Genomic DNA, 16426 nt, shown 5'->3' with positions numbered 1-16426 from the left:
GGAGATTGGGGGCGGTGGTGATGGTTTACCGGCGGCTAGCGCCGGGCCGCTCACGGGTGGTCGGGGGCGGGTGTTGCAAACCGGCTTGCTGGCGTGGTTTGTGTCCGATAGGGTTGGCTTGAGAGTTGTCGTCGGCCGTGCTCGGGTCGTCGGTGATTGCATCGGATCAGGAAGTGGAGCCGACGATGTCTGCCCCAGGTTGCAGTGCGGGCGCGCACGCGCGTCACGCCTTCGAGAATTTCCACGGCACGACGCGGGAAGGGCTCGTTCTCGAATCGCGGCGGGGAATGCTCAAGGCGGGTCTGGCCGGCGTGGCGGGGCTTTCGTTGACGGATCTGCTTCGCAGCCGTGCGCAGGGGGCCCAGGCCGGTTCGGGCAAGAGCGTGATCCTGCTGTGGATGACGGGCGGGCCGAGCCATATCGACATGTGGGACATGAAGCCCGACCGTCCGCGGGAGAACCGCGGGCCGTTCCTGCCGATCGCGACGTCTGTTCCCGGCATCCAGATCTGCGAGCATCTGCCGCTGCAGGCGGCGATGATGGACAAGTTCACGCTGATCCGGTCGGTCGATTGCCAGAAGAGCAATCACGAGCCGAACATGGTGATGCAGACGGGGAATCGCGACGCCGCGCCGCGGATCAATCCGAACGGCGGGAAGTACCCGGCGTTCGGTTCGATCATCTCGAAATTCCAGGGGGCGAAGCATCCGACGATGCCGCCGTACGTCGGCTTCTATCGCAGCCCGTCGCACATCGCGTTCGGAGGCTATCTCGGCAAGCAATGGGATCCGTTCAAGGGCAATGAGGCGTCGCGGCTGCCGGTGTATGACCTCGTCGGAAAAAACACGGGGAAGGTCTCTTCCGGCGAGATCCTCGAGTCGCGAGGCCTTTCCCCCGAGCGGGTGCAGAAGCGCCAGAGCCTGATCCAGCAGTTCGACCAGGTGCGGGCGGGAATGGATCGCAGCGGGGCCGTCGGCGCCTGGGATTCCTATCAGCAGCAGGCGGTCGACATGGTGCTCGGTCGCCGGGCCCGGGACGCGTTCGACCTGTCGAAGGAAGACCCGTCCATCCGCGACAAGTACGGCAGCCATCTGTGGAGTCAGCAGGCGTTGCTTGCGCGGCGGCTCGTGCAGGCGGGCGTGCGGTTCGTGACGATTGACCTCAGTTATCACACGGCGTCAGGGACGTGGGACAACCACGGCGACAACATTCCTCCCTACGGCGGGATCACGAAGGGGCTCGGCCCGCTCCTGCCGCTTTACGATCATCTCGTGACGACGCTGGTGAGCGACCTTGAGGCGCACGGCATTCTGGATGAGACGCTCGTGATCAGCATGGGGGAGTTCGGCCGGACGCCGCGGATCGGAACCCAGCAAAGCACCGACGGCCGCGACCACTGGGCGCAGGTGATGTCGATGTGCCTGGCGGGGGGCGGGCTCAGGCATGGGCAGGTGATCGGCTCGACCGAATCGGATGGCGGCCATATCGCGTCGCGGCACGTGACGCCGGGCGATCTGGCGGCGACGATCTACCGCTACATGGGGGTGCCTCTCGACGCGGAATATGTGGACAACACCGGGCGCCCGTATCCGATCGTGATGGAGAATGGGCAGCCGATTGGGGAGTTGTTCTGAGGTGGGGATGACGCGATTCCCTGGCGGGACGCGGCTAACGGCGAGAGCTCGTGGTGGCGCTCCGCGCCACCGGGGCGATGATCTTTGAGGTGTGCTGCTGGTTGACATGGAGCCGGTTGTTCGCGACGACGGCGTTCGTGGGAGGGTCGATTGTGAGGGGCTCGCCGGTGTTGGGGTTGGGCTCGTAGAACGGGGCCCCGGTGCTGGCGATGGTGACACGGATGCGATGGCCCTTGTTGAAAACCTGGCTGAGCCAGCCGACGTTGAACTTGATCTCGGCCGGTTCTCCGGGGGTGAGGAAGACTTCGCGGTCGTAGCCCTCGCGGTATCGGGCGCGGCGGATGTAATCGGTGATGAGAATCGACCGGCCGTCGGGATAGACGTCGCTGACGCGGACGATGACATCGGTGTCTTGGGCGTCGGACGAGACGAACAGATTCGCCTGAACCAGTCCGGTCCATTCCACGGGCTCCGACAACACATCCGTCGTGAACGTGAGAACGTTCGGCTGCGTTTCGAAGCTTCTGGCGTCGCGGGCGCCGGGGAAGGCGGTGGTGGGGATCGAGGCCGGGTGATGGGGGTCGGCCTGCCAGGTGACGGTGGAGTCGGCAGACTCATCAGGTGAGGTGCTGAGCATTCCATCGGCATGGGGGAAGTAGGCGGTCGCTGTGGCTGGGATGGGCCAATCGGGGGCGGTCTTCCATTCGTTGCCGGGGGCATCGGGTTCGCCGAGGGCTCCCATCACGTAGTAGCGGACGGTCGGTTCCCGCGTGACGTGGTTGTCGACGCCTTTCAGGTAGCGGTCGAACCAGCGGAGCATGTGCGACTCCATCGGGAACTTTGCGTTCTCGGGGTACGTCAGCTCTCCCGTCCTGTTGATCTCCTTGTTGCGGCCGTGCAGCCAGGGGCCGATGAGAAGCTGCTGCGATCCGCGGGAGTTGGGTCCGCCGTGGTGCTGGCGTCCGACGTAGCTGTCGATCGAACCGATGCACATGAAGTCGTACCAGCTTCCAATGGTGAAGCAGGGGACGTTCATGCGGTCGAAGAACCGGGTGCAGTCTTCGTCTGCCCAATAGCTGTCGTAGGTGGGGTGACGGAACCACTCGGCCATCAACTCGCGGTTGTGTTCGGGAACGCGCGCGACCTTGTCCATCGTTTTGAAACGCTGAGGCTTTGTCGCGCCGCCGATACGATAGCCTTCGTGGAACAGGCTGAGCCCGGTGTCGATCATGTACTGGGCGGCGAGATGGGGCGGCTGCGTCACCGCGAGAAAATTCTGCGCGAAGCCAGCCTGGGAGCTGCCAAACGATCCGACCTTGCCGGTGGACCAGGGCTGGGCGGCGAGCCATTCGACGAGGTCGTATCCGTCCTGTTGCTCTCCCCAGCCGAGCGCTCGATATCCACGCCAGACGCCTTCGGATTTCTGGGAGCCGCGGAAGTTGGCGAGGACGGTCACATAGCCGGCCTTGGCCAGTCGGGCGAAATACTTCTGCGTTCCTGGATCGTTGCCGTTGGCATACCGCTGTTCGAGCAGGACGGGCCAGGGACCGTCGCCCGGAGGCTTATAGATGAATGCCGAGAGGCGGATGCCGTCACGCATGGGGATCATCTCATGCGTCTCGACAACGCCATCAAAGACCACGGGCTCGGCGGCCTGTGCGTGGAGACCGGCGGCCAGGAACGAGACGAGACCGACGATCAAAAGTCGAGACACAGTCATTGTGGGAGCCACCCGGATTGAATGACGAGAGATCACGCGATTGTTTGAAAACCAACGCTATCGTACGACAATTCGGCAGTCGATCACGCGATCGGCCTCGACAAAGCGAACGACGAGCCGCTCGGCATTCATCGGGAGGATGTCGTCCAGGCGGGATTGATGTCGAAGGGTTTGGACTTGCGAGAACACAGGGGGCTGACGCCCCCCGCTCGCCTCCTGGAATTGTTATTCCTCAATGCCATGAAACACCTCCTCGCGCTCTTGTTCCTGCTCCCCTTCGCGCCGTCCTCTTCGCTCTCCGCGGCCGACACCCTTTACGCCCCCGCCTGGGCCAAAATCACCCCCAAACGCTCCTTCCGACACACCAACCCGAAGCCCGAATCCCTTGTCAAAACGATCGCCGATCTCAAGCCCGGCGATGAACTCGTCATTGCCGCCGGGACCTACAGCGTCGGCCCGATGTGGGACCTACGGATCAGCGGCACCGCTGAGGCCCCGATCTGGATCACGGCCGACGACGACTCCGTCGTCATCTTCACGCGTGCCGACGTAAAGCAGAACGTCCTCAACATCGGCCAGGGGGAGCCCGTCCAGTACGTCTGCCTCCGCGGCATCGAACTGACCGGCGGCAGCCACGGCTTGCGTCTCGGCCAGTGCAGCCACGTCTGGATCGACCGCTGCCACATTCACCACACCGGCGGAGTCTGCCTCAGCGCCAACAGTGCCGACACTGATCACCTCTTCCTCACCAATAACCACATCCACCACGGCAGCGGTCACGCGGAAGGGATGTACCTGGGCGCCAACAACGGCGACCACATCATGAGCGAGAGCGTGATCGCCAGGAATCACGTCCACGACTGCTACGGCGACCAGGGGGACGGCATCGAAGTCAAGCAGGGTTCGTGGGGCAACCTCATTGCGGAGAACGACGTCCACGACACCAACTATCCCTGCATCACGGTCTACGGCACGGCCGGCAAGCCGGTGAACGTCATCGAGCGCAACCTCTGCCGCCGCAGTGCCGACAACGCCATGCAGGTCCAGGGCGAGGCGATTGTCCGGAACAACGTCCTCATCGGCGCGAAAGGTTCCGCGTTCACCAGCACCGACCACCAGGGGAAAACCCTCAACCTGCAGGTGGTTCACAACACGATCATCAACATGGGGCGGGCGTTCAGCGGCGGATCGTGGAACGATCGCGAAGGGATGGTGCTGGCGAACAACGTCATCTACTCCCGCGACAAGGAAGCCCTGCACTTCGCGAACGGTCGCGCGGGGATCACGTTCGCCGGAAACATCATTTTTGACGCCGGCCGCAAGCTGGGAGGCGTTCCCGGCCGTGGCCTCGAAGACTTCACCAACCTTAGCTGGGATACCACCGCCGCCAACGCGAAGCCCACCGCGACCGCTCCGTTCGATCACGCCGACCCGAGGTATCTCCTGGAGACCGACTACCACGGCGCGAAACGCACGTCACCCACCAGCGGTGCAATCTCACGTTGAACCCACCACCATATTCGACGTCCGTCGCTCCCAGGCTCACCCGCCTGGGAACGCCTCGCCACGAAGCTCCGCTTCTCGCCTCCGAAATCCACCCATGAAACCTGCGCTCCCCTTCCTGCTGGTTCTCGCCTCCTCCGCCACGGCTCTCGCCGAGCTCCCCAAGAACATCCCTCCAGCGATTCCCCTGTGGCCCGCAGGTGCCCCGGGCTCGGAAGCCCGGGCCAAAGAGCCCGAGAAAATGGAAGGCGACAACTGCGTCAACGTTCACAATCCGACGATCACGCCGTATGTCCCGGATCGCGACAAGGCGACCGGGACGGCCGTCATCATCTGCCCCGGAGGCGGACACTCGAAGCTCTGCCTTGGTCATGAGGGTTATGCGCTCGCCGAGTGGTTCCGCGACCGCGGCATCGCGGCCTTCGTCCTCAAGTACCGCCTGTCCAAAGAACCTGGCAGCACCTACACGCTCGAGGATCATGCGATGGCCGACACGCGCCGCGCGATTCGCCTCATTCGGAGCCGGGCCTCCGAATGGAGGATCCTGCCGGACCGGGTGGGGATCCTTGGATTCTCGGCGGGGGGTGAACTGGCGGCGTATTCAGCGATGAAGAGCGACGCGGGCCAGAAGGAGGCGGCGGACGAGATCGAGCGGCAGAGCAGCCGTCCCGATTTCCAGGCGCTGATCTATCCGGGGAAATCGGCGACGATGACTGCGGAGCCGGGCATGCCGCCGGTGTTTCTCGCAGCCGGCTACAGCGACCGGCCGGACATTTCGGAAGGGATGGCGACGCTGTACCTGAAGTACAAGGCCGCGAAGGTTCCGGCCGAACTGCACCTGTATGCCAACGCAGGTCACGGCTTTGGTTATCGCCCGAATGCGAAACCGAGCGCGGCCGCGCGGTGGCCGGAGCGGTTCATGGAATGGCTGATCGACAGTGGGCTGCTGAAGGTCCGCGACGTGAAATAAGAGGAAACTCGCGGCGATCCGGCGGGGGTGATTCGCGGGGCCGCCTGCCTTCTGATGAGGTCGTTCTGCATGCCACCGGATGTGTTTCTTCTGCCGCCGTTCTTCGATTATGGGGCGACGCTCTGCTGGGCGGTGAGCGGGGCACTGGTGGGAGCGCGACGGGGGTATGACCTTGTCGGGGTATTCATCCTGGCGCTGGTGTCGTCGACGGGCGGGGGCCTGCTGCGGGACGGCCTGTTTCTGCAGGAGGGAACGCCGCTGCTGCTCCGGACGCCGGAGTACCTTTCGCTGGTCGGGTTCGCGACGGCCTGCGTGATGATTTTCGGGAAGAGACTGACTTCGCTGCCGGGATTTCAGCGGATCGTCGTGCTGTTTGATGCGCTGGGCCTGGGCGCCTATGCGGTCGTCGGGATGAACCTGTCGCTGGTGAAGGGGCTGAACATCCCTGCGGCAATGCTGGTTGGAATGGTGAACGCGACGGGCGGGGGAATCCTGCGTTCGGCGATCTCGGGGCGCGAGCCGCACCTGTTCCGACCGGGGAAATTCGAGGCGGTCGCCGCACTGGTCGGATGCGGTGTGTACATGACGCTCAGGCAGGGCCTGGCGACGAGTCCGACGGTCGCCGCGTGGATCACGATCGCGGTCGTGTTTGTGGTGCGGATGGGGTCGGTGGTTTACGGCGTGAGCACGTCGGCGGTCAATTCGTTCAAGGACGAGTGGGGCCAGGACCGGCCGTTGCCGTGATCGGTCGCTGTGAGACCGAGTGAGTGATGACGAGCAGATCAGTTGGTGGGGGCGGTGTAGACGTCGAAGCCACCGTCGCGGTTGGAAACGAAGCCGATGCGCCCCTCAGGAGTCCAGGCGGGGAAGTTTTCGAGGGCCGGGCTCTTCGTCACGTTCGAAGCCGTTCCCTCGAGGGGCTGCACGTAGATCTCGAAGTTTCCATCGCGGTTGGAGGTCCAGGCGAGGCGTTGGCCGTCAGGGGACCAGGCGGGATAATCGTCGAGGCCGCGGCTGTGCGTGAGGCGGGTGATGCCGGTGGCGTCGGGCCGGATCAGGGCGATCTCGAGGTCGCCCCAGCGGTTTGTCGCAAAGGCAATCGATTTCCCATCCGGAGACCAGGCGGGGTGGGCATCGATGCCGGGGTCGCTTGTGAGCCGGGTCCATTCTCCGCCTTCGATGGGAGCGGTGTAGATCTCCTGCTGGCCGTCACGAGTGGATGAGAACGCGAAGCGTTTTCCGTCCGGGGAAACGGAGGGCCACTCCTCGTGGGAAAGACCCTTTGTGGTCGTCGCGAGAGGGGTGAGCGAGCGGTCGGCGAGGAGGAGGCGGTAGACCTCGATGTCTCCCTGGTTCGGGGAGGTCTTGTCGAAGGAGAAGAGGAGGCTGTTCCCATCAGGAGTGAAGACGGCGTCGTACTCCGGATCGGCGGATGTGGTGAGTCGTTCTTCGGAGTTCTTTGAGAGGTCGCGCCGAAAGAGGCAGATCTGGGAGCCGGAGTGGCGGGCGAAGACGAGAAGTGAACCATCGGCGGACCAGACGGGGCGTTGTTTGAAAGCTCCGTCGCGCGTCAGTCGGGTCCATAGAGCATCATCGGCGGACGCCGGGGCGCTTGCCACCAGGAGCCTGACCACACACAGGGAGGTCAGCAGCCACGCGGGCCTCATCGGAGGTCCTCGATGGGAGAGCCCTGTGGAAGAATGCCGCTGGTGGTGAGCCGCGTTGTATCGATTCCGATCTGATGAAAGACCGTGGAGAAGAGGTCGGCCGTGCTGATCGGGGGAGAGGCGGGGTGTTCGCCGAGCCGATCGCTTTCACCAACAACCTTTCCCATCCTCAGTCCGCCGCCGGCGATGAGGCCGGAATAGACGTGCTCCCAATGGTCGCGGCCGGATTTGTTGTTGATGCGGGGCGTGCGGCCGAACTCGCCGACGGCGAGGACGATGGTTTCCGCGAGCAGGCCGCGATCAGAGAGGTCATCGAGGAGGGCGGAGACGGCCTGGTCGAGCATCCAGGCGTGTCGATCCTGGTACTGCTGGAAGTAGCGGTCGTGCATGTCCCAGCCACCGTCTCCGGTGTCTTCGACGGGCTCGACGTGAGAACTCCAGTTGACCTGCACGAAGCGCGAACCGGCTTCGACAAGTCGCCGGGCCAGGAGGCAGCATTGCCCGAAGCGGAATCGCCCATAGCGTCTGCGGAGGTCGCCGGATTCCTGTTCGAGGTCGAAGACGGCGCGGGCACTGGGACGGGTGAGGAGGGAGAACGCCTGCTGGTAGTAGGCGTCCATGCGTCCGAGGCGTTCGGACTGATCGAGTCTCGCGGCGAGGGAGTCAAATTCCTTGAGGAGGCGTTCACGCGATTCGAGTCCCCCTGGTGTGAGGCCATCCATCAGCGTCAGGTTAGGAATCTCGATCCCGCGCTCGGGGTGGTAGTCGAGTCGGAAGGGATCGTGCATTCCGCCGAGCGAGCTGGCCGCTTCGCCGGTGATGGGCTGTTTGCCCTGGTGGAGTCGGCCGCCGATGGTGATGAACCGCGGGAGATCGGGGGACAGTCCAAGGACCCGTGAGACGACGGAGCCGTGCGTGGCGCGAACGGTTCCGGGCTCGACTTTTCCGCCGAGGCTGCGGCCTCCGTCGCTCGAACCGGTGAGGCCGATGGTTCCGGCGATGCCGTGGTCGCTCGACGTGCCCTTGAGCGAGCGGATGATGGAATAGCGATCGGCGCGGCGGGCAAGTTGCGGGAGGAGCTCGCAGACGTCGATCCCGGGGACGTTGGTGGGGATGGGGGCGTAGGGGCCGCGATATTCGATCGGGGCCCCGGGCTTCATGTCGAAGGTGTCGAGATGGCTGGGTCCGCCCCAGAGCCAGAGCAGAATGACGGAGCGCGCCGGGGCCGATTCGGCCGCGGAGGCCGAACGGGCGCGAAGGAGGTCGGCGAGATTGATGCCGACAGCCGTCAGGGCGCCGGCGCGAATGAGCTCGCGCCGGGTCCAGCCGTGACCTTCCAGTGCCCGTTGTCGACCGATACGCAGCATGCTGTCGCCTCAGGCGGTCGTTGACGTCGCGATCGACCGTGGGATGCGGGCCATCGGAAGCCTTCCGTTCATACAGTGACGAGCGGGAGGCGGCGAATGCAATCGTTCTTCGGAATACCGGCGGGCAGGGGAGCGATCCTTGCAATCCGTCGGCCGCTTCGCCGATAAACAGGATTGATCGGGAAGGCGGCGCGGGCAGGGCATTGATGGCCGGCGGCCGCCAGATCGGGGGACCACACTCTCCATTTCACGGGCGCGACAATGCTGGGCACTCTGCTGGGGGCTGCGGTTCTGGGAGTCATCATCACCGTGATGGAAGACGGCGACTTCCCGGGATGGTTCCCCATGGTCATGTGCGTCCTGGCGGCCTCCATTCCGGCATTCCTCTTGAACAGCGCGTTGCCGCCGCACCTGTTCATTGTCGGGTCATTCGTCGGAGCGCTCTGCGCGACCGTGGCGATCTCTTTCTTCTGCCAGATGACGGTCTGGCGCGCGTTCATCGCCTCGCAGATCTATTTCGCCTTCCAGCTGGTGCTCGGACTGCTGCTGTACTTCATGCTGAAGTAACCGAGTGCGTCGCGCACGCGAACGTCCCCCTGGATGCCCCCGGGACTGGACGCGAAGACGCGTTCAAGGCACGATCAGGCGGGCCCGTTTCCGCGTCTTCGGGGGAGATCGTTCATGCGTCTCTGGACTGCTGCCACGTGCGTTGCCCTGTTCGCCGGATCGCTGCTGAGCGCGGAGGAGGCGGACTCCAGGAACTCCGGAACGCGACCGGCCGTCCGTGGAGCGGCGCGTTCGAACAACGACGCCGAGCTGTTGAAGGGAGCGACGAGCCACGTCTACAAGTCGGTCAACGGGACGGAGTTGAAGCTCTATGTCTTCCAGCCTGAAGGTCATCAGGCAACAGACCGGCGGCCGGCCATCGTGTTCTTCTTCGGAGGCGGGTGGAAGAATGGTTCGCCGACGCAGTTCGCATCGCAGAGCCGGTACCTGGCGAGCCGGGGGATGGTGGCGATCGTGGCCGACTACCGGGTGAAGTCGCGGAACGATTCGACAGTCGAACAGAGCGTGGCCGACGCGAAATCGGCGATCCGGTGGGTGCGAAGTCACAGCGGCGAGCTGGGAATCGATGCGAACCGAATCGCGGCGGGAGGGGGCTCGGCCGGCGGACACCTCGCGGGCATCACCGGGACTCTCGAAGGCGGGGATCAACCGGGAGAAGACACGTCCGTCAGCTCACGGCCCGACGCCATGGTGATGTTCAACCCGGCACTCGTGCTGCCCTCGCTCGAGGACCTCAAAAAGAACGGAGACCCGAAAGACCTGACGTCCCGTTTCTCCGGAGATCCCGCGGCCGTCTCGCCGGCGTCGCACGTGAAGCCGGGGATGCCGCCGGCGATCATCTTCCACGGCAAGGCGGACAATACGGTCGCTTACGCGACGGCCGAACAGTTCACCAACCTCGCCGTGAAGGCCGGGAACCGCTGTGAGCTGTGCGGCTATGAAGGACAAGGGCACGGCTTCTTCAACTGGTACCGCCCGGGCAAGGAGTACTTCGTGAAGACGCTGGAGAAGACGGATGAATTTCTGGCATCGCTGGGGTGGCTGGAGGGGAGCCCAAGGGTGAGGGAGTTCTTTGCCAGGGAACTGGCGGGCTCCCGGGAAAAGTGATCCGGCGGGCCGCTGGGGACGTTGAGAGTGACCGGAGGGCCGCCCATGAAGCTAGTTCCACTCAACTGCAACGCGTGCGGTGCGCCGCTTCGGGTGGCGGAGTCGGCCCGGTTCGCCACGTGCTCGCATTGCCACGCCCAACTGGCGATTCACCACGAAGGGGGAGCCGTCTTCACCGAAGTGCTGGCCAGGATCGCCGCCCGGACGGAGAGCATTGAATCGGAAATCCAGGCACTCCGTGCCGAACTGGATCTCGAACGTCTCGACAAATCGTGGGAGAAGAATCGCCGGGAGATTTTGGGAAGCTCCGGAGAGACGACCGAGCCACACTGGATCGTGGCCATGGGGTGCGTGGCGTTCTGCCTGGGGATCCTGCTGTTCCTGCACGGTCTGTTCGCCCCGCGCGGACAAATCGCCCCCGGATTGATCCTGATCGGGATGTCGGTCGTCTTCGTGCTGTATGGGTTGGGACGTGTGGCCTATTTTGAAGAGGCCCAGAGGTTATATACCTCGACGCGGCAGCGGATCCTGGGACGCGGAAAACGCCAACCGGAGATGGCCCGCGAAGAACGGAGCGCGTGAGATCTACTTCAGCAACTCGCGCATGCCGTCCATGAGGACCTGTTCCACTTCGGGGGCGACATTGCTGGACCGTGGCTCGGTCTCGTAGCCCCCCTGGGTGTAGGCGATCGCGGTTCCGATGTAGCCGGGGCTGTAGTCGCCATAGGCGGCCATGGCGACGAAGGACTTCGGACGCATCGCCTGCGCTGCGAGCTGGTATTCGACGAAGAGCTCCCCGGGCATGTGGAGGATCCAGGCCTCCTTGAGTCGCAGACAGGCCAGTTGGACAGGCTCTCCGGAGGAGGTCCTCTCGAGCCAGGCGAGCTTGGTCGCCGCGTTGAGGCGTTCGGCCGGAGTTTTCATCGAGTCGGCGAGTGCCGCTTCGAGCGGCGCGGCCTTGATGTGGGCACCGAGCGGAAGTGCTACGGAGCGGGTTCGCCATTCGATGTCGGACGCCTGGAGGGGAGACCTGGTCGTGCCATCCCACGCGCGACGCATTGCGTCAGCGAGGCGGCCGGCGAGTTCCGGTCGACGTTCTGGAGTGCCATCGTTGTACTTCCCGGCCGCCACGTTTCCGCCGGCGCCGTTGAAGTGCACGTGGAGCACTCCGGGGAGCGTCTGTTGTCGCTGGTTTCTGGCGAGGCCGACCCATTCAGAGGTGACATCGCCCTTGCCGTAGTAGCTCTGAGGATGGCAGGCAAAATACGTGACGACGGCCAGCGGCTGTTCCCCGTTCCAGAAGCTGACAAGCTTCAGCACCGGGTCGATGGTTCCCTCAGGGGCCGCGATCGCCTCGGGATTTTTCGTGCTGCTCATCCGGACGAGCTTCACTTTGCCGTCGGGCCCCAGGATCCGGCGGTTGGAGGCGACCCGATCGACGACGGACGTCCCCAGCCCGAGATGCGTGACCGGACGGGCGTCGGCCGTCGCCTGTTTGACGGCGCGGGCGACGTTCTCGATCACGCCAGTTGCGAACGATGAATCGAAACGAGTCTGGCCGAGACCATGGCCTGCGAGAAGCTCTTCCGCACGGAAGTCGCAGCGGGGGGCGTCATGCTGGTGCAGGGTGTGCACTGAGACGCGGTCGGGAGTGGTGCCTGCGGCCGTGGCGAGACGGGCCTTCCAGGCGGCCTGGCCGCTCCCACCGATGCCGATCCAGTCGACCGCACAGAGGACAATCGGCTGCCCCGCGCCGATGAGGACGACGCCGCGGGCGCTCAGCGGATCGGTGATACTGCGGGCGGGCGCGTAGGCGACGGGGCTCTGGAGCGGAGGAGTGGCGTCGACTTCAAACCGACCGAGGCGGAGCGGGCCGGGAGACGTTTCTGCGGCATGCACCGACGGCGGCAACGGACGCAGAAAGAGGGTGATCAGACTGAAAAAGGCGAGGAGTGAGACCCGACGGGAGCGGCGGACAGGCCGCAAAGTCAGCCCGGACGGCCTCCCCGGCGGGGGTGTGGCGGTGGAAAGGGCGCGGGCCGGAGAATTGACGCTGTACGAACGCCGGTGTCTGCGACATGCTGATGTGGCGTTTTCTGAACGAATCATTCCGATCTCCCCGGCCGCTGCGCGGCCATCCTCCTGCGTCGCCGCTCGCCCAGACGTATGAAACCCCGCTTCGCCTCCAGCGTCTCGCGCTGGAACACCACCATAGCATTCTTCGTCTGCGCTTTCCCGGCGCTCCTCGCCGGCGCGGACTGGCCCCAATGGGGCGGTTCGAGCCGCCGGAACATGTCCTCGGCCGAGAAGGGACTGCCCGACCGATTCGACCCGGGCAAGCGTCGGCGCAACGAGCTTGGATTCGATCCGGAGACGACCCGGAACGTGAAATGGATCGCGCGGCTGGGGGCCGAGAACTACTCAGCCGCTTCGGTGGCGGACGGCCACGTCGTGATTGGAACGAACGACGAGGAACTGAACGATCCCCGTTTCGAGCCGACCGGAGGGGGAGTGCTGAAGTGCTTCGATGAAGAGACAGGTGCCCTGGAATGGCAGCTGATCTCGCCGAAGCTGGAGATCGACCGGTCGAAGGTGAGCGAGGACTTTGATGCGATGGACCTGGGGATCTGCGCGACGCCGACGATTGAAGACGGCCGCGTTTACGTCGTGACCAACCGGTGCGAGGTCCTGTGCCTGGACCTGGACGGTCAGGCGGACGGGAACGACGGGCCATTCGTCGATGAAGCGAAGTTCTCCGTGCCGAACGAGTCGGCTCCGGTGCCGATGACCGAAAAGGATGCGGACATCGTCTGGCGGTACGACATGTTGCGGGAGCTTCCGGTGTTTCCGCATGACGCCGCAAACTGTTCGGTCCTGGTTCACGAGGACGAGCTGTATGTGGGGACGGCGAACGGGGTGTACGACGGCAAGATGGTGCTGCCGACAGCGGCGAGCCTCATCGCACTCGACAAGAGCACCGGAACGCTCCGGGCCCGTGACGATGGCAGCATCAGCGCCGGGGTGTTCCACGGACAGTGGTCATCGCCGACCTTGGCGTCACTGAACGGAAGGGACATCATCATCTACGGCGGCGGCGACGGCGTGTGCTATGCGTTCGAGCCGATCGTCGATGGCGTGAGCGGAGTCCAGACGCTGAAGCTGGCGTGGAAATACGACTGCAACCCGCCGGGATACCGTGAACGCGGCGGAAAGAAGATCGACTACTGGGCGCTGGTCCGGGGCGGGCCGAAAGACCTGGACGCCAATGGCGACCTGTACAGCCCGAGCGAGATCATCGGATCGCCCGTTGTGTCGGAGAACCGGATCTACGTGACGATCGGCCAGGATCCGCTCCATGGGCACGGGAGGGGGGCGATTACCTGCCTGAACGCGGACGGGACTCTCGCCTGGCAGACAACGGAAATCGGCCGCAGCCTGTCGACTCCTTCCGTGGCCGACGGCCTGCTGTACTGCGCCGAATGGGCCGGACAGGTGCATTGCCTCGACATCAAGACGGGCGAGCACCTGTGGACGCACGACACGAAAGAAGAGATCTGGTCTTCGACGTTCGTGGCGGATGGAAAGGTCTACGTCGGCACCCGGAAGTTTCTGGCGGTGCTCGCCGCCGGTCCGAGCCTGCAGCACATCGCGGACGTCAAGCTCGTGACGCCGGTCTGGGCCGTGCCTTCGGCGGCGAACGGCGTGCTCTACGTGTCGTCGCAGAAGAACCTGTGGGCCGTTCGGAAGGAGAAAGAACTGCCAGAGATGGCCGGCGAGGGGAAGTGAGCGAGGGGTGAGCGGCCCTGCGACGAGACCGCCACGCCGTCAGGTTCCGTGAAAAAAGCCCGCGGGCCACAACCTGCGGGCTTTCTGAATTGGGTCCGTTCCGATTCGTTACTTCACTTCGTCGGACGCATAGAGCCAGGGCTCGAGGGCCGAGGTCGTCGCAATGAGTTCTTCCGGCTTGAAGTAGATCGCGATTTCGCGAGCGGCGCTTTCAATGCTGTCGGAACCGTGAATCAGGTTCATCTGGCGGCTGAGGCCGAAATCGCCGCGGATGGTTCCAGGTGCGGAGTCGCGGCAGTTGGTCTTGCCCATCATGTCGCGCATGACGCGGACGGCCTCCGGGCCCTCGACGCAAAGCGCGATGATCGGTCCTGAGGTGATGAAGGATTCGAGGAGCGGATAGAAGGGCTTGCTGACGTGTTCGGCGTAGTGCTGGCGCGAGAGCTCGGGCGTGACCTTGAGCATCTTCACGCCGGCGAACTTGAAGCCGCGGTCTTCGATACGGGCCATGATCCGGCCGCAGAGACGGCGTTCGACGGCGTCCGGCTTCAGGAGAATCAGCGTGCGTTCCATAAAACTTCAGTGTGCGAGCAATGAGTGGGGCCAGGGGCGCCCGGGACCGAGTTGCAGCTTCAGCGAGGCGTCATTGGAACGAACGCCGAATCGTGAGGCAACGGGGAAGTGGGACGGAGATGCGATCGAGCGTCAGACGGACGGTCTCTCGCCGGGCTCGATCGGAATTGCCCAAATGACTCGACCCGGGCGGGGATGCCGCTCGGGTCGCGAAAGTCTGGTTGCCTACTTGCTTTAATCAGCCGGCCTGGGCGGGCTCGACATTGATGCGACGGCCGTCCTGGTCGAAGAACACCTTGCCGTCGACGAGCGAAAAGAGGGTGTAGTCCTTGCCGGTGCCGACATGCCGGCCGGCATGCCACTTCGTCCCGCACTGACGGATCAGGATGTTGCCGGCGCGAACCGCTTCGCCGCCGTACTTCTTGACACCGCGGCGCTGTGCGTTCGAGTCACGGCCGTTCCGCGTCGAACCCTGTCCCTTCTTATGTGCCATGACTCGCTCAACCTCTGAACTTCAGTTCCAGCCTGAACAGATCGCGGGGCGACCCCGCCAACCCGGACTCCGCCCGAAATGGGAAACAGGGAGAGTAGGGATCTGGGGCCGCTGTTGCAAGCGATTTCGGCCTAATTCCGGGCGGCGAAAGGCGTTTGGCCGTTTTCACGCCACGATCCGGCCATCCTGGATGCGGAGCACCAGGTCGCTGTCCTGAATGTATCGGTGATCGTGGGTGACGGTCACGATGGTCGTCTGCATTTCCCGCTGCATTCGCCGCAGGATTTCGAAGATTTCCTGGCCGGTCGCGCTGTCGAGTTCGCCGGTGGGCTCGTCCGCCAGGATCAGGGCGGGACGCTTCAAAAGGGCCCGCGCGATGGCGACCCGCTGCTGCTCACCTCCGGAAAGCTCACTTGGGCGGTGATCGAGCCGATTTCCGAGTCCGACCTGGCGAAGGAGGTCGGCGGCTTCGGAGCGCCGGGACGCAGCTTCGCCGGTGGGAAGGAACGGGACGAGGACGTTGTCGACCGCATCCAGATTGGGAAGGAGGTTGAAGCTCTGGAAGATGAACCCGATCGATCGGCGGCGGAGCTCATCTTTCTTCGCGGGCTCGAGAGGCGCCAGATCTTCGCCACGCAGCCGGATCGACCCGGAATCGGGCGTGTCGAGGGCGCCCATGAGATAGAGCAGCGTGCTTTTGCCGCTGCCGGAAGGGCCGACGATGAACGAGAAGGCGCCGGTCGGGACATGACACGTCACGCCGCGGAGGACGCTGACCGCCGTTTTCCCGCGGAGATACGACTTGTTCACGTTCTCGACGTCGATCATGGCCTGGCCTGTTGACGGTCCGCAACGCGTTGCCGTTCATCAACACGTGCTGAAAACTGCTGGAATTCCAAGGGTTTCCGCTTCCGGGAGGCAGTCTGAATCGCCCCATTGAACCGGCGACGTTGCCGGCACGCAACGCGACGGGCGAGGGGCTCCGCGGCAGGCCTCGCCCGTGTCAAGTTTTCTGAACAGGACGCAAGTCGTCTGCAGA

The 16426-nt window shown here is 64.4% G+C and carries 15 protein-coding genes; 8 read left to right on the top strand and 7 right to left on the bottom strand.

Translation table 11 applies throughout. The features are described 5' to 3' along the window. The first annotated feature begins 185 nt into the window (after positions 1 to 185). A complete protein-coding gene (locus tag Pan44_RS18010) occupies positions 186 to 1634 on the top strand; it encodes a DUF1501 domain-containing protein (protein ID WP_145031686.1) in 1449 nt (482 codons plus the stop codon). Between the two features lie 34 nt (positions 1635 to 1668). On the opposite strand, the gene Pan44_RS18005 is transcribed toward Pan44_RS18010, so the two are convergent. Next, positions 1669 to 3354 carry a CocE/NonD family hydrolase gene (locus tag Pan44_RS18005; protein ID WP_145031682.1) on the bottom strand — a complete coding sequence of 562 codons (1686 nt, stop codon included), beginning with the start codon at positions 3352 to 3354 and terminating at the stop codon, positions 1669 to 1671. A gap of 240 nt (positions 3355 to 3594) precedes the next feature. Between Pan44_RS18005 and Pan44_RS18000 the strand changes: the two genes are divergently transcribed. From Pan44_RS18000 to Pan44_RS17990, 3 genes are all read left to right on the top strand, one after another. Continuing rightward, positions 3595 to 4860, top strand: coding sequence for a right-handed parallel beta-helix repeat-containing protein (locus Pan44_RS18000; RefSeq protein ID WP_197453430.1), 1266 nt, complete (start codon positions 3595 to 3597; stop codon positions 4858 to 4860). Positions 4861 to 4954: 94 nt separating this feature from the next. Beyond that, positions 4955 to 5827 carry an alpha/beta hydrolase gene (locus tag Pan44_RS17995; protein WP_145031676.1) on the top strand — a complete coding sequence of 291 codons (873 nt, stop codon included), beginning with the start codon at positions 4955 to 4957 and terminating at the stop codon, positions 5825 to 5827. A 69-nt stretch (positions 5828 to 5896) separates the two neighbouring features. Further along, the gene (locus Pan44_RS17990) at positions 5897 to 6571 is read left to right on the top strand and encodes a trimeric intracellular cation channel family protein (protein WP_197453429.1); all 675 of its coding nucleotides are present in this window, start codon (positions 5897 to 5899) and stop codon (positions 6569 to 6571) included. A 38-nt stretch (positions 6572 to 6609) separates the two neighbouring features. Here Pan44_RS17990 and Pan44_RS17985 read toward each other — a convergent pair whose 3' ends face one another. Both Pan44_RS17985 and Pan44_RS17980 read right to left on the bottom strand, forming a co-directional pair. Beyond that, positions 6610 to 7494 carry a TolB family protein gene (locus Pan44_RS17985; RefSeq protein WP_145031670.1) on the bottom strand — a complete coding sequence of 295 codons (885 nt, stop codon included), beginning with the start codon at positions 7492 to 7494 and terminating at the stop codon, positions 6610 to 6612. Further along, positions 7491 to 8861 carry a DUF1501 domain-containing protein gene (locus Pan44_RS17980; RefSeq protein ID WP_145031667.1) on the bottom strand — a complete coding sequence of 457 codons (1371 nt, stop codon included), beginning with the start codon at positions 8859 to 8861 and terminating at the stop codon, positions 7491 to 7493. The genes Pan44_RS17985 and Pan44_RS17980 overlap by 4 nt, the downstream gene beginning before the upstream one ends. A 261-nt stretch (positions 8862 to 9122) precedes the next feature. Between Pan44_RS17980 and Pan44_RS17975 the strand changes: the two genes are divergently transcribed. The 3 genes from Pan44_RS17975 (at position 9123) to Pan44_RS17965 (ending at position 11117) form a co-directional block, all read left to right on the top strand. After that, a complete protein-coding gene (locus Pan44_RS17975; protein ID WP_145031664.1) occupies positions 9123 to 9428 on the top strand; it encodes a hypothetical protein in 306 nt (101 codons plus the stop codon). 114 nt (positions 9429 to 9542) lie between these two features. Beyond that, positions 9543 to 10535, top strand: a complete 993-nt coding sequence (locus Pan44_RS17970; RefSeq protein ID WP_197453428.1) for an alpha/beta hydrolase — start codon at positions 9543 to 9545, stop codon at positions 10533 to 10535. 45 nt (positions 10536 to 10580) lie between these two features. After that, entirely contained in the window at positions 10581 to 11117 is a 537-nt protein-coding gene (locus tag Pan44_RS17965) for a hypothetical protein (protein WP_145031658.1), read from the top strand. A 3-nt stretch (positions 11118 to 11120) separates the two neighbouring features. Here the strand turns inward: Pan44_RS17965 and Pan44_RS17960 are convergent, their stop codons facing one another. After that, positions 11121 to 12434: a hypothetical protein gene (locus Pan44_RS17960; RefSeq protein WP_231754092.1), complete on the bottom strand. Its 1314-nt coding sequence runs from the start codon at positions 12432 to 12434 to the stop codon at positions 11121 to 11123. Between the two features lie 267 nt (positions 12435 to 12701). On the opposite strand from Pan44_RS17960, the gene Pan44_RS17955 reads away from it, so the two are divergent. Then, a complete protein-coding gene (locus tag Pan44_RS17955; RefSeq protein ID WP_145031655.1) occupies positions 12702 to 14321 on the top strand; it encodes a PQQ-binding-like beta-propeller repeat protein in 1620 nt (539 codons plus the stop codon). Positions 14322 to 14429: 108 nt separating this feature from the next. On the opposite strand, the gene ndk is transcribed toward Pan44_RS17955, so the two are convergent. The 3 genes from ndk to Pan44_RS17940 all read right to left on the bottom strand — a co-directional run bounded on the left by ndk (position 14430) and on the right by Pan44_RS17940 (position 16215). Continuing rightward, the gene (gene ndk, locus Pan44_RS17950; protein ID WP_145031652.1) at positions 14430 to 14894 is read right to left on the bottom strand and encodes a nucleoside-diphosphate kinase; all 465 of its coding nucleotides are present in this window, start codon (positions 14892 to 14894) and stop codon (positions 14430 to 14432) included. 238 nt (positions 14895 to 15132) lie between these two features. After that, positions 15133 to 15387 (bottom strand): 50S ribosomal protein L27, encoded by a 255-nt coding sequence (gene rpmA, locus Pan44_RS17945; RefSeq protein WP_145031649.1) that lies wholly within the window; start codon positions 15385 to 15387, stop codon positions 15133 to 15135. 165 nt (positions 15388 to 15552) lie between these two features. Beyond that, positions 15553 to 16215, bottom strand: coding sequence for an ABC transporter ATP-binding protein (locus Pan44_RS17940; protein WP_145031646.1), 663 nt, complete (start codon positions 16213 to 16215; stop codon positions 15553 to 15555). Positions 16216 to 16426 lie beyond the last annotated feature (211 nt).

Origin of the sequence: Caulifigura coniformis, assembly GCF_007745175.1 — a bacterium.
In the GTDB taxonomy this organism is placed as follows: Bacteria; Planctomycetota; Planctomycetia; order Planctomycetales; family Planctomycetaceae; genus Caulifigura; species Caulifigura coniformis.
The sequence above is the reverse complement of the archived record's forward strand: the minus strand, read 5'-3'. Positions and strand labels throughout refer to the sequence as shown.

Excerpts from the sequence above, each read along its gene's own strand:
- Pan44_RS18010 (WP_145031686.1), top strand. The coding sequence starts at position 186 with ATGTCTGCCCCAGGTTGCAGTGCGGGCGCGCACGCGCGTCACGCCTTC.
- Pan44_RS18005 (WP_145031682.1), bottom strand. The coding sequence starts at position 3,354 with ATGACTGTGTCTCGACTTTTGATCGTCGGTCTCGTCTCGTTCCTGGCC.
- Pan44_RS18000 (WP_197453430.1), top strand. The coding sequence starts at position 3,595 with ATGAAACACCTCCTCGCGCTCTTGTTCCTGCTCCCCTTCGCGCCGTCC.
- Pan44_RS17995 (WP_145031676.1), top strand. The coding sequence starts at position 4,955 with ATGAAACCTGCGCTCCCCTTCCTGCTGGTTCTCGCCTCCTCCGCCACG.
- Pan44_RS17990 (WP_197453429.1), top strand. The coding sequence starts at position 5,897 with ATGCCACCGGATGTGTTTCTTCTGCCGCCGTTCTTCGATTATGGGGCG.
- Pan44_RS17985 (WP_145031670.1), bottom strand. The coding sequence starts at position 7,494 with ATGAGGCCCGCGTGGCTGCTGACCTCCCTGTGTGTGGTCAGGCTCCTG.
- Pan44_RS17980 (WP_145031667.1), bottom strand. The coding sequence starts at position 8,861 with ATGCTGCGTATCGGTCGACAACGGGCACTGGAAGGTCACGGCTGGACC.
- Pan44_RS17975 (WP_145031664.1), top strand. The coding sequence starts at position 9,123 with ATGCTGGGCACTCTGCTGGGGGCTGCGGTTCTGGGAGTCATCATCACC.
- Pan44_RS17970 (WP_197453428.1), top strand. The coding sequence starts at position 9,543 with ATGCGTCTCTGGACTGCTGCCACGTGCGTTGCCCTGTTCGCCGGATCG.
- Pan44_RS17965 (WP_145031658.1), top strand. The coding sequence starts at position 10,581 with ATGAAGCTAGTTCCACTCAACTGCAACGCGTGCGGTGCGCCGCTTCGG.
- Pan44_RS17955 (WP_145031655.1), top strand. The coding sequence starts at position 12,702 with ATGAAACCCCGCTTCGCCTCCAGCGTCTCGCGCTGGAACACCACCATA.
- ndk (WP_145031652.1), bottom strand. The coding sequence starts at position 14,894 with ATGGAACGCACGCTGATTCTCCTGAAGCCGGACGCCGTCGAACGCCGT.
- rpmA (WP_145031649.1), bottom strand. The coding sequence starts at position 15,387 with ATGGCACATAAGAAGGGACAGGGTTCGACGCGGAACGGCCGTGACTCG.
- Pan44_RS17940 (WP_145031646.1), bottom strand. The coding sequence starts at position 16,215 with ATGATCGACGTCGAGAACGTGAACAAGTCGTATCTCCGCGGGAAAACG.